Here is a 13,887-nt window from a genome sequence, read left to right as displayed (position 1 = left end):
ACGCCTCCAACAAGGATGACATCATGTTCGAAACGCTGAGGGCACGGCTCTTCGCGCGCGCCGCGCCGCGCCCGGAGGAAGCGAAGGCCTCGCGCACCGCGCCGCTGATCGCGATGCAGGCGCAGGGGCGGGCGGTGTGGTCGCCGCGCGATGCCGCGAGCCTCGCCCGCGAAGGCTATATGAAGAACGCCGTCGTCTATCGCGCCGTGACGATGATCGCCGAAAGCGCTGCGTCGGTGCCGTTCCTCGCCTATCAGGCGGCGGCGGAGAAGCCGGACCATCCGCTTTTGGCGCTCTTCGCCGATCCCAACCGGCGCCAGAGCGGCACGGCCTTCTTCGAGACGCTCTATGCCAATCTGCTCACTGCCGGCAACGCCTATGCCGAGCTGGTGATGCTGGGCGGCCAGCCGGCCGAGCTGCATGCGCTCAGGCCCGACCGGGTGAAGGTCGTGCCCGGCGCCGACGGCTGGCCGGAAGCGTTCGATTATACGGTCGGCGGCGCGACGGTGCGCTTCCATGATCCGGGCGCGGGCGGCATCGCGCCGGTGCTGCAACTCCGCCTGCATCATCCGCTCGATGATCATTACGGCTTCGCGCCGATCGAGGCGGCGGCGATGGCGCTCGACATCCACAACGCCGCCGGCGCCTGGAACAAGGCGCTGCTCGACAATTCCGCCCGCCCGTCCGGCGCGCTCGTCTATCGCGGCGAGGGCGGGGCGACGCTCTCCGCCGAGCAGTTCGAGCGGCTGAAGGCCGAGCTCGAGACGAACTATACCGGCTCGGTCAAGGCGGGGCGGCCGCTGCTGCTCGAAGGCGGGCTCGACTGGACGTCGATGGCGCTGACGCCGCGCGACATGGATTTCCTGGAGGCGAAGAACGGCGCGGCGCGCGAGATCGCGCTCGCCTTCGGCATTCCGCCGATGCTGCTCGGCATCCCCGGCGACAATACTTATTCGAACTATGCCGAAGCCAACCGCGTTTTCTGGCGGCAGACCGTGCTGCCGCTCGTCGGCCGCACGGCGGCGGCGATGGCGACGTGGCTCGGCCCGGCCTATGGCGGCGCGGTCAGGCTGACCTATGACGGCGATGCCGTCGATGCGCTGGCGGCCGAACGCGAGTCGCTCTGGCGGCGGCTGGAGGCGGCGAGCTTCCTCACCCGCGACGAGAAGCGCGAAGCGGTCGGCTACGGACCGGACGGCGAAAGCGAGGCGAAGGCGGGGAGCGCGTCGTGGACGAGCTGACCCGCGCCTTCGCGACGCGTGGCGATCTCGCCCATCTCGCGCTGTTCCTCTGGGCGACCAGCTCGAGCGGCCTGCTCATCTGGACGCTGCGCGAGCTTGCCGCCTCGAACCGGCGCTTCAACGATTTCGTCGCCGAGATCGCGCGACTGAATCACTTCTTCAACGACGACGACTAACCCATTCAGGAGATTCAGGGATGCCCCTGATCCTCAAGCAGCTTCTGAAGCCAGGCGGGCCGGATCACCAGGCGGTGTTCCGCGATTTCGCCGGCGTCCTCGAAAAGCTGATCCGGCGGAAATAGAGCGCCGGGCTCCTTCCAGAACCAATCATGCCAACGCGGTCCCCCAAGGGCCGGCGAAGGAGAATGCATGTCTCAACCTGGCTTTTTCGCCGCGTTTCCCGCGCTCGAACAGAAGGCCGCGGCGGTCGATCTCTCGGGCGTCGATGCCGAGGGCGCCTTCTCGGGCTATGCGAGCCTTTTCGGTTCGGCCGACCTTTCCGGCGATGTCGTGATGCCCGGCGCCTTCCAGCGCTCCATCGCGCGACGCCAGGTCTCCGGCATCCGCATGCTGTACCAGCACGACCCGGGCGAGCCGATCGGCATCTGGACCGAGATCCGCGAGGACCAGCGCGGCCTGCTGGTCCGCGGCCGGCTGATGCTGGACGTGGCGCGCGGCCGCGACGTCGCGAGCCTGATGCGGGCCGGCGCGCTCGACGGGCTCTCGATCGGCTTCAAGACGGTGCGCGCCCGGGCCGATCGGCAGAGCGGCGTGCGCCGCCTCACCGAGATCGACCTTTGGGAGATCTCGATCGTCACCTTCCCGATGCAGCCTGATGCCCGCATCCAGGCCGTCAAATCCGGCGCGGCGCGGCCGGCTGCCCGCCTCGCGGCCCGCATGCGCCTGGCGGCGCGCGACCTCAACCAAAGGAAACTGAAATGACCCAGCCGAACATGGATCTTCGCGCCTTCGGCGCAACCGGCCAGCAGGCGCCGGAACGGAAGGCCGCCGACGCCAAGCCGTCCGAGAACAAGGCCGCCGAGCACAGCGAGATCGGAGCTGCCTTCGACGATTTCATGCATGCCTTCGAGGCCTTCAAGGAGACGAATGACGAGCGGCTCGGCGAGATCGAGCAGAAGCTCGTCGCCGATCCGCTGACCGCTGAGAAGCTCGACCGCATCAACCGCACGCTGGATGAGCTGACACTGAAGAGCCGCCGGCCGCCGCTTTCCGGCGAACAGCGCGGCGAGCGCCGGCCGAGCGAGCACAAGGCGGCGTTCGACGCCTATGTCCGCGGCGGCGACGAGGACGGCATGCGCCGGCTGGAGCAGAAGGCGCTGTCCTCCGGCTCCAATCCCGATGGCGGCTATCTCGTGCCAATGGAGACCGAGGCCGAGATTGGCAAGCGCCTCACGGCCATCTCGCCGATCCGCGCCATCGCGGATGTGCGCCAGGTTTCCGGCGGCATCTATCGCAAGCCCTTCATGACCGCCGGGCCGGCGGTCGGCTGGGCCGGCGAGACCGACGCCCGCAGCCAGACCACGTCGCCGACCATCGCCGCGCTCGATTTTCCGGCCATGGAGCTCTATGCCATGCCGGCCGCCACGGCCGCGCTGCTCGACGATAGCGCCGTCAATATCGACCAGTGGCTCGGTGCCGAAGTCGAGGCGGCCTCTGCCACGCAGGAAGGCACCGCCTTCGTCACCGGCGATGGCACCAACAAGCCGAAGGGCTTCCTCAGCTATACGACGGCAGCGGAATCCGCCTGGGCCTGGGGCAAGCTCGGCTACATCCTGACTGGCGTCTCCGGCGCCCTGCCGGCCTCCAATCCCTCCGATGTGCTGATCGATCTCGTCTATGCGCTGAAGGCGGGCTACCGGGCCAATGCCCGCTTCGTGCTCAACCGCCGCACGCAGGCAGCGATCCGCAAGCTGAAGGATGCCGACGGCAACTATCTCTGGCAGCCGGCCGCCGCCGCCGGCGGCGACGCGTCGCTGCTCGGCTTCCCGGTCAGCGAGGCCGAGGACATGCCGGATATCGGCGCCAATGCGCTGGCGCTCGCCTTTGGCGACTTCAAGCGCGGTTATCTGGTCGTCGATCGGCTCGGCGTGCGCGTGCTGCGCGATCCCTATTCGGCCAAGCCCTACGTCCTCTTCTACACGACCAAGCGCGTCGGCGGCGGCGTCCAGGATTTCGACGCGATCAAGCTCCTGAAGTTCGGCACGACCTAGGAAGGGCACCCGGTTGCGCCAAGCCGGCCTGCAAAGGGCGGTCTCCTGCGCTTCCGGTGCTCACGTACGAAAGTGCGCTCCGCTCCGGTTCTCGAAGACCACCTTTTCGGCACGGCCTGACGCAACCGGCCACCCTTCCTGGGGGCGGGATGGATTGCGCCCGGCCGGCCTGCAAAGGGCGGTCTCCTGCGCTTCCGGTGCTCACGTACGAAAGTGCGCTCCGCTTCGGTTCTCGAAGACCACCTTTTCGGCACGGCCTGACGGAACCGGCCACCCTTCCTGCGGGAGGATGGATCGCGCAGGCCGGCCTGCGAAGGGCGGTCTGCCGTGCTCAGCGTTTTGAGGTTGGCGTTGGTTGATGGCGCGCCTCCCGCCGCAGCCGACGCAAGGGCGGCGCCACGTCTCTCGTGGCGCCGCTTCCTTTTTCCCTGGCAGGCATCTTCGAGGAGGCATTCCATGACCACCGCGCTCATTTCCGGGCCTTCGATGGAGCCCGTGACGCTCGCCGACGTGAAGGCGCATCTGAGGCTCGATACATCCGACGACGATCGCCTGCTGCAGGCGGCAATCGTCGCGGCGCGGGTGCACATCGAGGCCGTCACGCGGCGCTGCCTGATCCACCAGCTCTGGCGGATCTATCTCGACGAATGGCCCGAGAGCCGCTCGCTGCCGATCCCTCTGTCGCCGCTGATCGCGGTCAACCAGGTGACGTTCTACGATGTTGCCGGCGTTGCGCGGCAATGGGGCCCCGAAAACTGGCGCGTCGATGTTTCCTCGCAGCCGGCCCGCCTGGTGGCGAAGCTGCGGCCGCAGCCGGCGCTCTATGACAATGGCGTCGAGATCGACGTCATCGCCGGCTATGGCGTTTCCTCGATCGATGTGCCGGCGCCGCTCCGCCAGGCGGTCATGGTGCTCGTCGCCAACTGGTATGAAGCGCGCGGGATGGTCGGGCACGACTTTGCCGGCGCGATCGCACCGCCCGGCTTCGAAGCGTTGATCGCGCCGTTCAAGGTGCGTTCGCTGTGAGGCCGGAGTTCGAGCCGGGCTGGATCGCCCACCGCATCATTATCGAGCAACCGGCGCGGACCGCCGATGACGCCGGCGGCAGCGTCACGACCTGGTCGATGCTTGCTGCCGTATGGGCTGCCATCGAACCGGTGCGGGCCGCCGTCGACACCGGTTCCGACCGGCTCGGCAGCGTGATCACCCACCGCGTCACCATCCGCCATCGCGACGATGTCGTGGCCGGCATGCGCATCCGCCATCGCGGCCGCTTGCTGGCGATCGACACCGTCACCGATCCCGACGAGCGCCGCCGTTTTCTTTTGATCGAAGCCCGCGAGGAGGCATCATGAGCGGAGCGGACATCGCCCGCCGCATCATGGCCGCCACGCGCCAGCCGATCGCGGCGGCGCTCGGCGGCGAAGCCCGCCGCGCGGCGGACCTTCTGGCCGCGAGCGCGCCGGGCAGCAGCGCGGCGACCGCGCCGCACGACCGCGGCACCATGGTGACGCTGACCGGTCCCGGCCTTTTCGCGCGCGAGTTCGGCGCGCTCGACAGCGCCAGCGATCCGGTCATCGCGCCAGCGATCAGCCGGATGGGCGTCTATCGGAAAAAAGGGAGGCCAACTTGAATCCGTCCGCACTCGACTTGCAGGTAGCCATCGTGGCGCGCCTCCGCGCCGATGCCGATCTTCTTGGGACCCTCGGCGGACCGCGCATCCATGACGGCGCGCCGCGCGGGACCGAATTTCCCTTCGTGACGCTCGGCGACGCCGGTCAATCCGACTGGAGCGATGGAACGACGGCAGGCGGCGACGTCAGCCTGACGCTGCACGTCTGGTCGCGCCAGGCCGGCAAGAAGGAGGCCTGGGCGATCGCCGGCATCCTGATGCGCCTCCTGCATGACGAACCGCTCACACTCGCAGACCACCATCTCGTAACGCTGCGCGCGACCTTCGCGGAAGTAAGGCGCGATCCAGACGGCATCACCGAACACGGGGTCGTGCGGTTGGCAGCGTTGGTGGAGGGGTAGCCGGCCATCCCGGGAGAGCCGATCATCCCTTCTCCTGCCGTATCGCCTCCCAATCCGGCCGTAGCATCGCCATGACCAGTTCATCGCGATGCTCTCCCTTGAAGAACACGGCGCCGCGGGCTGTTCCCTCGTTGCGGAAGCCGACGCGCTCATAGGTGCGGCGGGCGCGATCGTTCTCGGGGAATAGGCCGATCGCCAGGCGATGGCAGGTCGTGTCCTCGAAGACGCGATCCACCGCGCGGGCGAGCAGCGCGCCGCCCCATCCGTGGCCGGGCTCCGTGACGACGATGCGTTTGACCAGCGCGACGCCGTCCCAAGATTGCCAGTCGCGAATGATGACGAAGCCAATCGGACGGCCCTCCAGTCGCCCGATGAAATAGGCGTGGCGGTCATCGACCATGAAAGCGCGATGCTGCGCCTCGCTCGAACGGCCGACCAGCTCGGCATAGGCCTCGATCCGCTCGGTCGCCATCACGAAGGTGAGGTCTTCGAGGCGCGCCCGCGTGACATCCAGTGATCCGACCAACCCGTCCATCACGCCCCTCCGCTCTGCCGCACCGATCCTAGCGCGCATCGCGGCCGTTCGAGGGCGCCCATGCATAGCCGAAAGGACGTCCCATGACCGCGCAGAAGGGCAAGGACCTGCTGCTGAAGATCGACACGACCGGGACGGGCGGTTTCCAAACCGTCGCCGGGCTCAGGACGCGGCGCGTCGCCTTCAACGCCGAGACGGTGGATATCACCGACACCGACTCGGCCGGGCGCTGGCGCGAATTGCTGGCCGGGGCGGGCGTCCGCCGTGCCAGCCTTTCCGGCTCCGGCATCTTCCGCGATGCCGCCAGCGACGCGGCGATGCGCAGCCTCTTCTTCGACGGCACGATCCGCAGCTACCAGCTGATCATCCCCGATTTCGGCACCATCTCCGGCCCGTTCCAGATCACCGCACTCGAATATGCCGGCGAGCATGATGGCGCGGTCACCTATGAGCTGGCGCTCGAGTCCGCCGGTGCCATCGCCTTCACGGAGGCCTGAGCCATGGCGGACCTTCGCGAAGGCCGGATCGCCAACCGCCATCGCGGCGAGATTGACGCCATGCTGGATGGCCGCCGCTACACGCTGTGCCTGACGCTCGGCGCGCTGGCCGAGCTCGAGGCCGCCTTCGGCGCGTCGGATCTTCAGGCACTCGCCGGCCGCTTTTCCGAAGGACGGCTCGCGGCGCTCGATCTCGTGCGCATCATCGGCGCGGGCCTCCGCGGCGCCGGCGAGAGCGTCGACAACTCTGAGGTCGCAGCCATGCAGGCGGAGGGCGGGGCCGCCGGTTTCGCGCGGATCGCGGCCGATCTCCTGACCGCCACCTTCGGCGGCGAGGCGGCGGCGTGAGCGCAAAGCCGTTTCCCTGGCGCGATGCCATGGCGATCGGCTTCGGCGTGCTCAGGCTTTCGAGCCGCGATTTCTGGGCGATGACGCCGCGCGAACTCGCTGCCGCGATCGAGGGCCTTGGGGGCGGCGTCGCACAGCCGCTCGACCGCGCCACGTTCGAAGCGCTGGCGCGGCGCTATCCCGATATCACAGCAGGAGGTTGAACCATGCCGACCGTCGTCGACGAGCTTTCCGTCAAGGTCAGCGCCGATACCACCGGCTTCCGTACCGCGCTTGATGAGCTCGCGAAGCGCGCCGACAGCTTTTCCGGCGCCATCGCCAAGGCCTTCACCGGCGCGGTCACGGGCGGGAAGAGTTTCGAGGATGTGTTGAAGTCGCTCGCGCTCAAGCTCTCGTCGATGGCGCTAAGCTCGGCGCTGAAGCCGATCGAGAGTGGGGTCGGCAGCCTCTTGTCCGGGTTGCTCGGCCAGACGGGAACGACCGCTTTCGCCAAGGGCGGTGTCGTGCCGTTTGCCGATGGCGGCGTTGTCTCGCAGCCGAGCTATTTCCCATTGGGGCGCGGCCTCGGCCTCGCCGGCGAGGCGGGCTCGGAGGCGATCCTGCCCCTGCAGCGCGGCGCCGATGGCCGGCTCGGGGTCGGCGCGGGCGGCGGCTCCGGCAATGTCACCGTCAATGTCGCCATCCAGACCCAGGACGCGGCGAGCTTCCGCAAGTCCGAGGCGCAGGTGACCGCCTCGCTGGCCCGCGCCGTCGGCCGCGGCCGGCGCGGCCTCTAGGAGACGTCCATGCCGCTTATCGAGAGTTTCCACGATGTCCGCTTTCCGACAGGAATCGCCTTCCGCTCAAGCGGCGGGCCGGAGCGCAAGACCGAGATCGTGGCGCTCGGCTCCGGCCGCGAAAAGCGCAACCAGCGCTGGGCGGATTCGCGCCGCCGCTACGACGCTGGCTATGGCGTGCGCTCGCTCGCCGATATCCATGCGGTGATCGCCTTTTTCGAGGAGCGGCGCGGGCGGCTGTTCGGTTTCCGCTGGCGCGACCGCACCGATGATGCGTCTTCTGCGCCGGGAACCGAGCCGACGCCCTTTGACCAGCCGATCGGCACGGGTGACGGGGCGACCGCCGCGTTCCAGCTCGTGAAGCGCTATGGCGGCGACTTCGCGGCCTATGACCGCGTCATCGCCAAGCCGGTCGCTGGCAGCGTCATGCTGGCCGTCGCCTCGGTCGCCGTCGAGCCGGCCCATGTCGCGATTGATCCGGCGACCGGACAAGTCACCTTCGCTGCCGGCCATGTTCCGCCAGTTGGTGCGCAGGTGACTGCGGGTTTTCGTTTCGACGTGCCCGTGCGTTTCGACACCGACACGCTCACGATCAATCTTGCCGCCTTCGAGGCCGGCGAGATCCCGTCGATCCCATTGGTGGAGATCCGGCCGTGAAGACGCTCCCCGAGGGGCTGGCCGCGCATGTCGCCGGCGAAGCGACGACGCTTTGCCAATGCTGGCGCGTGACGCTTGCCGATGGAACCGTGCTCGGCTTCACCGACCATGACCGCGACCTCAGCTTCGAGGGCACGCTGTTCGAGGCGGCGAGCGGGCTTTCGGCGAGCGAGGCGACGGCCGCCGAGGGCTTCTCGACCGGCGGGCTTGAGGTTGCCGGCGCGCTCTCGTCCGACCGCGTCAGCGAGACGGATATCGCCAAGGGCCGCTTCGATCATGCCCGCGTGGAAGTGTTCGCCGTCAATTGGCAAGAGCCGGCCGAACGGGTCCTCGTCAGCGCGGGCCATATCGGCGAGGTCGTGCGCGAGGACGGCGCATTCCGGGCCGAGATCCGCGGGCCGCTCGCGGCGCTCGACGAGCCGCGCGGGCGAAGCTTCCGCGCCGCCTGCGACGCGGATCTCGGCGATATCAGGTGCGGGGTCGACCTGACCGCGGCAGCGTTCGCGGCGAGCGCGACCGTGGTTTCGGCGAGTGACGCGCGGCTCATCGCCGTCAGTGGCATCGACGGCTTCGCGGGCGGCTGGTTCGAGCGTGGCCGCGCCGTCTTCGCGAGCGGCGCCAATGCCGGCTTCTCGAGCGCCGTGAAGACGCAGAGGGTGATCGAGGGTGTCATGACGATCGAGCTATGGACCGCGGCGCCATTCGCGATCGCGGCCGGAGATGCCATCGCGCTCACCGCCGGCTGCGACAAGCGCTTCGCCACCTGTCGCGACAAGTTCGCCAATACGCTCAATTTCCGCGGCTTTCCGCATATGCCGGGCAATGATTTCAGCCTCGGCTATGCGCGCTCGGGCAGCCACAATGACGGCAGCCCGGTCGTCTCCTGAACTGGATCGGAGCAGGTCCCATGGCCGTCATCACACGCGACGCGCTGGTCGATGCCGCGCTCGGCTGGCTCGGCACGCCCTATCGCCATCAGGCTTCGCTGAAGGGCGTCGGTGCCGATTGCCTCGGTCTCGTGCGCGGCGTCTGGCGCGAGGTCTATGGCGACGAGCCGGAGCCGATGCCGGCCTATACGCCGGATTGGGCCGAGGCGCGCGGCAACGAGAGCCTGCGTGACGCCGCCGCCCGCCACATGACGTCCGTCGATCCCGTCGCGGCGTTGCCCGGTGATCTGCTGCTTTTTCGCTGGCGCGAGGGCCTGCCGGCGAAGCATGCCGCGATCCTCGCTGTTCCCGGCCGCTTCATCCACGCCCATGACGGCGCCGCCGTCGCGATGGCTTCGCTGACGCCCTGGTGGGCGCGGCGGCTCGCCTTCGCCTTTTCCTTTCCGGGAGTGACCTTCTGATGGCGACCATCGTCCTCCAGGCGGCCGGCGCGGCGATCGGTGGGATATTCGGTCCGCTCGGCGCGACGCTCGGCGCGGCCGTCGGCGCGCTCGCCGGAAGCGTCATCGACCAGTCGCTGTTCGGCTCCTCGACCGAGGGCACGCGGCTTTCGGATCTCGACGTGCAGCGTTCGGAGGAGGGCGCGCCCATCCCGCGTCTTTATGGCCGCGCCCGGCTTTCGGGCCAGGTGATCTGGGCGACGCGCTTCGAGGAAGTCACGAGCGAAGAGGGCGGCAAGGGCGGCGGCTCGTCGGTGACGAACTACGCCTATTACGCCAATTTCGCCATCGGCCTTTGCGAGGGGCCGGTGGCGCGGATCGGCCGCTGCTGGGCCGATGGCGAGGAACTCGACCTCTCGACCGTCGCATGGCGTCTCCTGGCTGGCTACGAGGGGCAGCCCGCCGACAGCCTGATCGAGGCGAAGCAGGGCGCGTCCGGCACGCCGGCCTATCGCGGCACGGCCGTGGTGGTGTTCGAACGGCTGCCCGTCGCGGACTATGGCAACCGCCTGCCGCAACTCGCGTTCGAGGTATTCCGTCCGATCAGCGGTGTCGAGGACGCGATCCGCGCGGTCGTGATCATCCCGGCCGCGTCCGAATTCGCCTATGACCCCGAGCCTGTCTATCGCACCGGCACGGCGGGCAGCCGCGAAACGCTGAACCGCCATATCGACGGCGCCAAGACCGACTGGCGCGCCTCGCTCGACGAATTGCAGGCGATCTGCCCGCACCTCGAACGCGCGGCGCTCGCCGTCAGCTGGTTCGGCGATGATCTTCGTGCCGACCGCTGCACGGTCGCCCCGCGCGTCGAGACGGCGGCAGGCACGACGTCGCCCGTCTGGAGCGTCGCGGGGCTTGATCGCGCGACGGCTCGCCTCGTCAGCCAGATCGACGGGCGGCCGGCCTTTGGCGGCACGCCCTCCGACGGCAGTGTCGTCAGGGCGATCGCCGACATCAAGGCACGCGGCCTCGGCGTCACCTTCTATCCCTTCCTGATGATGGACGTCCCCGCTTCGAGCGGCCTGACCGACCCTTATGGCTATGGCGAGCAGTCGGCGTATCCCTGGCGCGGCCGCATCACGGCGTCGATTGCGCCAGGCCGATCCGGCACGCCCGACAAGACCACCGCGATGACGGCCGAGATCGCGGCCTTCATGGGCAGCGCCATGCCGGCGGAGTTCTCGATCGTCGGCGGCGGTGTCGTCTATTCCGGACCCGCCGAATGGAGCTATCGCCGCATGGTCCTGCATGCGGCGCATCTCTGCGTCGCGGCCGGCGGCGTCGATGCCTTCCTGATCGGCTCGGAGCTCGTTGGGCTGACGACGCTCCGCTCCGGGCCCTCAACCTATCCTTTCGTCGCGGCGCTGCGCGCGCTGGCGGCTGATGTCCGGGCCGTGCTTGGACCCGCGACGCGCATCAGCTACGCCGCCGACTGGAGCGAGTATTTTGGCCATCAACCGGGCGACGGCAGCGGCGATGCGCACTTTCACCTCGATCCGCTCTGGGCCGACGCCAATATCGATGCCGTCGGCATCGACCTCTATGTGCCGCTCGCGGACTGGCGCGACGGCAGCACGCATCAAGATGCCGCGGTGGCGGAGAGCGGACACGACATCGCCTATCTTCAGGCGAATATCGAAGGCGGCGAGAACTTCGACTGGTACTATGGCAGCACGGCTGATCGTGCCGCGCAGATCCGTTCGCCGATCACCGACGGCGCCTATGGCAAGCCCTGGATCTATCGATCGAAGGCCATCGCCGACTGGTGGGCGAACCGGCATTTCGACCGGCCGGGCGGCGTCGAGGCCAGCGCGCCGACCGCCTGGGTCGGCGGCATGAAGCCGATCTGGTTCACCGAGCTTGGCTGCCCCGCCGTCGACAAGGGCGCCAACGAACCGAATGTCTTTCCAGACCCGAAAGTCGGCGGTATCAGGCTGCCGCATTTCTCGCATGGCGGCCGCGATGCGCTGATGCAGGAGCGGGCGCTGTCGGCGCTGCTCGCCTTTCGCGATCCCGCGTCGACCGGTTTCGTGACGGCGCGCAATCCGATCTCGCCTGTCTATGGCGGCCGGATGGTCGATATCGGCTGGAGCCATGTCTGGGCTTGGGACGCGCGGCCTTATCCGGCCTTTCCGCTACTGGACGAAGTCTGGTCGGATGGCGGCAACTGGGAAACGGGCCACTGGCTGAACGGCCGCCTCGGCGCGCTGCCGATCAGCCGGCTCGTCGGCCGTATTCTCTACGACTACGGCATAGAAGGGGGTGAGGTTGGCGATCTCGACGGCATGCTCGATGGTTATGTCGTCGAAAGCATCGGATCGGCGCGCGACGCGCTGAAGCCGCTCGCCGACATGTTCGCCTTCTCCGTAGCCGAATCCGGCGCCGGCGTTCGCTTCGTGCGGCGCGGACTGCCGCGGCTTTCGATCGGCGCGGATGATCTCGTCGAGGACGACAGCACGCCCCTCGTGACCATCCGCCGGGCGCAGGAGACCGAGTTGCCGGCTGAGCTGTCGGTCGCCTTTTATGATGGGCTTTCGGACTATCGCAGCCGGACGGTCGCCTCGCGGCGGATTGAGACGGCCAGCCGACGGCAATCCTCGCTGAGCGCCTCGATGGTCACGGACGACGGCGTCGCGACGGCGCTGGCCGATGCCCGGCTGCAGGACATGTGGGATGGACGCGAGACGCTGTCCTTCGCGTTGGCGCCCTTGGCGCTGTCGCTGGAGGCCGCCGATATCGTTTCCTTCGAGCAGGAGGGCATCACGCGCCTCCTGCAGGTGACACGGATCGAGGCTGGGGCTGCCCGACACATCGAGGCGCGCGCCCTCGATCCGACCGCCTCGGCGCAGCCGGTCGGCAGCGGCGCGAGCGCGCCGCCGACCTGGCGCGCCGAGGCGGGCCCGCCGGATGTCGTGGTGCTCGATCTGCCGTCGCTCACCGGGGCCGAGACGGGGGCGGCACCACGGCTCGCTGTCTTTGCCGATCCCTGGTCCGGCCCGGTGTCGGTCGCGATCGGCAGCGCCGATGCGGGCTATCTCGCCCGCCAGCGCGTCGATCAGCGCGCAGTGATCGGCACGATCGACGCTGCCGTTCCGGCGGGACCGGTGGCGCGCTTCGACGAGGCAACCGTGATCGATGTCGCGCTCGCCGCCGGGGCGCTGTCTGCCCTACCGCTTGCGGCGGTGCTGAATGGCGGCAATCTCGCCGCTATCGGCAGCGAGGCGGACGGCTTCGAACTGATCCAGTTTCGCGACGCGGAACTCGTCGGCGCCGGACTTTGGCGACTTTCGGGCCTGCTGCGCGGTCAGGGCGGGACGACGGACGTCGCCGCTCGCGGTCACGCCGCCGGCGCGCGCTTCGTCCGGCTCAACGCCGCGACGCCGCTCTTTGCGCTTGAGGCTGGCGAGATCGGGCTTTCGAAGCGCCTTCGCGCCGGGCCGCTCGGCACCCCCTATGATGCCGATCATTTCACCGACCGCGCCTTCATGGTCGCGGGGCGCGGACTGCTGCCGCTGGCGCCTGTGCATCTCAACGGAAAGCGTGATGCCGGCGGCGACGTCACCCTCTCATGGATCCGCCAGACCCGGCAGGGGGGTGATCGCTGGGACCAGGTCGAGGTGCCGCTCGGCGAGGAGAGCGAGGCCTATCGGGTCGACCTGATCGAGGCCGGGGTGCTCAAGGCGAGCCGTGTGGTGGCGAGTCCCGGCACCCTATTCACGGCCGGCGAGCTCGCCGCCGTTCTATCAGTCCCGGACGCGGTCTTCACCGCACGCGTCAGCCAGTTGAGCCCCACGGCCGGTGCGGGCCTTGCCACGGAGATCATGATCAATGTCTGACCCGCTTGCGACGCCGCATCTTGCGCTGCCCTATATTGCGGCCGCGCAGGCGCAGAAGCACGTTACGCACAACGAAGCGCTGCGGCTGCTCGACGGCATCGTGCAACTTGCCGTCGAAGGATCAGGCGCTGTCACGCCGCCCGGCAGTCCTGCCGAAGGCGCGCGCTATCTGCTTGCGGCCTCGCCGACCGGAGCCTGGTCGGGCCAGGGCGGGGCTCTCGCGATGTTTGTCGATGGTGCCTGGCTGTTCGTGGCGCCAGAGATCGGCTGGATCGCCTATGACAAGGCGGCGGACAATGTGCTCATCCGCAAGGCCGCGGGCTGGACGGCGCTGTAGCGCCGCCCA

Annotated in this window: 18 protein-coding genes; 17 read left to right on the top strand and 1 reads right to left on the bottom strand. The window is 68.8% G+C overall.

Annotation, left to right across the window (positions count from 1 at the left end; genetic code table 11):
• Positions 1–23 precede the first annotated feature (23 nt).
• From BUB39_RS01440 to BUB39_RS01405, 8 genes are all read left to right on the top strand, one after another.
• A complete protein-coding gene (locus BUB39_RS01440) occupies positions 24–1,241 on the top strand; it encodes a phage portal protein (protein WP_073051272.1) in 1,218 nt (405 codons plus the stop codon).
• Positions 1,229–1,417 carry a hypothetical protein gene (locus BUB39_RS01435; protein ID WP_073051271.1) on the top strand — a complete coding sequence of 63 codons (189 nt, stop codon included), beginning with the start codon at positions 1,229–1,231 and terminating at the stop codon, positions 1,415–1,417. Before BUB39_RS01440 ends, BUB39_RS01435 begins: the two co-directional genes overlap by 13 nt.
• Before the next feature lie 192 nt (positions 1,418–1,609).
• Positions 1,610–2,182 carry an HK97 family phage prohead protease gene (locus tag BUB39_RS01430; RefSeq protein WP_073051270.1) on the top strand — a complete coding sequence of 191 codons (573 nt, stop codon included), beginning with the start codon at positions 1,610–1,612 and terminating at the stop codon, positions 2,180–2,182.
• Positions 2,179–3,471, top strand: coding sequence for a phage major capsid protein (locus BUB39_RS01425; protein ID WP_244540116.1), 1,293 nt, complete (start codon positions 2,179–2,181; stop codon positions 3,469–3,471). Before BUB39_RS01430 ends, BUB39_RS01425 begins: the two co-directional genes overlap by 4 nt.
• Before the next feature lie 456 nt (positions 3,472–3,927).
• Entirely contained in the window at positions 3,928–4,497 is a 570-nt protein-coding gene (locus BUB39_RS01420; protein WP_073051269.1) for a head-tail connector protein, read from the top strand.
• Positions 4,494–4,826: a phage head closure protein gene (locus BUB39_RS01415; RefSeq protein ID WP_073051268.1), complete on the top strand. Its 333-nt coding sequence runs from the start codon at positions 4,494–4,496 to the stop codon at positions 4,824–4,826. The genes BUB39_RS01420 and BUB39_RS01415 overlap by 4 nt, the downstream gene beginning before the upstream one ends.
• Positions 4,823–5,104: a hypothetical protein gene (locus BUB39_RS01410; RefSeq protein WP_073051267.1), complete on the top strand. Its 282-nt coding sequence runs from the start codon at positions 4,823–4,825 to the stop codon at positions 5,102–5,104. Before BUB39_RS01415 ends, BUB39_RS01410 begins: the two co-directional genes overlap by 4 nt.
• On the top strand, positions 5,101–5,505 hold the full coding sequence (locus BUB39_RS01405; RefSeq protein WP_073051266.1) for a DUF3168 domain-containing protein: 405 nt from the start codon (positions 5,101–5,103) through the stop codon (positions 5,503–5,505). The genes BUB39_RS01410 and BUB39_RS01405 overlap by 4 nt, the downstream gene beginning before the upstream one ends.
• A 22-nt stretch (positions 5,506–5,527) precedes the next feature.
• Here the strand turns inward: BUB39_RS01405 and BUB39_RS01400 are convergent, their stop codons facing one another.
• The gene (locus BUB39_RS01400) at positions 5,528–6,040 is read right to left on the bottom strand and encodes a GNAT family N-acetyltransferase (RefSeq protein ID WP_139251302.1); all 513 of its coding nucleotides are present in this window, start codon (positions 6,038–6,040) and stop codon (positions 5,528–5,530) included.
• A gap of 83 nt (positions 6,041–6,123) precedes the next feature.
• Between BUB39_RS01400 and BUB39_RS01395 the strand changes: the two genes are divergently transcribed.
• Genes BUB39_RS01395 through BUB39_RS01355 form a run of 9 tightly spaced genes read left to right on the top strand, consistent with a single transcriptional unit; the run spans position 6,124 to position 13,878 of the window.
• Positions 6,124–6,537 carry a phage major tail protein, TP901-1 family gene (locus BUB39_RS01395; protein ID WP_073051265.1) on the top strand — a complete coding sequence of 138 codons (414 nt, stop codon included), beginning with the start codon at positions 6,124–6,126 and terminating at the stop codon, positions 6,535–6,537.
• 3 nt (positions 6,538–6,540) lie between these two features.
• Positions 6,541–6,885 carry a gene transfer agent family protein gene (locus BUB39_RS01390; protein ID WP_175561684.1) on the top strand — a complete coding sequence of 115 codons (345 nt, stop codon included), beginning with the start codon at positions 6,541–6,543 and terminating at the stop codon, positions 6,883–6,885.
• A complete protein-coding gene (locus BUB39_RS01385; RefSeq protein WP_280174636.1) occupies positions 6,882–7,088 on the top strand; it encodes a rcc01693 family protein in 207 nt (68 codons plus the stop codon). The genes BUB39_RS01390 and BUB39_RS01385 overlap by 4 nt, the downstream gene beginning before the upstream one ends.
• A gap of 3 nt (positions 7,089–7,091) precedes the next feature.
• A complete protein-coding gene (locus tag BUB39_RS01380; protein ID WP_073051264.1) occupies positions 7,092–7,661 on the top strand; it encodes a phage tail tape measure protein in 570 nt (189 codons plus the stop codon).
• 9 nt (positions 7,662–7,670) lie between these two features.
• Positions 7,671–8,318, top strand: a complete 648-nt coding sequence (locus tag BUB39_RS01375) for a DUF2460 domain-containing protein (RefSeq protein WP_073051263.1) — start codon at positions 7,671–7,673, stop codon at positions 8,316–8,318.
• A complete protein-coding gene (locus BUB39_RS01370) occupies positions 8,315–9,205 on the top strand; it encodes a DUF2163 domain-containing protein (RefSeq protein WP_073051262.1) in 891 nt (296 codons plus the stop codon). The genes BUB39_RS01375 and BUB39_RS01370 overlap by 4 nt, the downstream gene beginning before the upstream one ends.
• 20 nt (positions 9,206–9,225) lie before the next feature.
• Complete coding sequence (locus tag BUB39_RS01365; RefSeq protein WP_073051261.1) at positions 9,226–9,666, top strand: NlpC/P60 family protein; 441 nt, start codon at positions 9,226–9,228, stop codon at positions 9,664–9,666.
• Positions 9,666–13,541, top strand: a complete 3,876-nt coding sequence (locus tag BUB39_RS01360; protein ID WP_073051260.1) for a baseplate multidomain protein megatron — start codon at positions 9,666–9,668, stop codon at positions 13,539–13,541. Before BUB39_RS01365 ends, BUB39_RS01360 begins: the two co-directional genes overlap by 1 nt.
• Positions 13,534–13,878 carry a DUF2793 domain-containing protein gene (locus BUB39_RS01355; protein ID WP_073051259.1) on the top strand — a complete coding sequence of 115 codons (345 nt, stop codon included), beginning with the start codon at positions 13,534–13,536 and terminating at the stop codon, positions 13,876–13,878. Before BUB39_RS01360 ends, BUB39_RS01355 begins: the two co-directional genes overlap by 8 nt.
• Positions 13,879–13,887: the final 9 nt, after the last annotated feature.

Origin of the sequence: Kaistia soli DSM 19436, assembly GCF_900129325.1 — a bacterium.
Taxonomy (GTDB): Bacteria; Pseudomonadota; Alphaproteobacteria; order Rhizobiales; family Kaistiaceae; genus Kaistia; species Kaistia soli.
The sequence above is the reverse complement of the archived record's forward strand: the minus strand, read 5'-3'. Positions and strand labels throughout refer to the sequence as shown.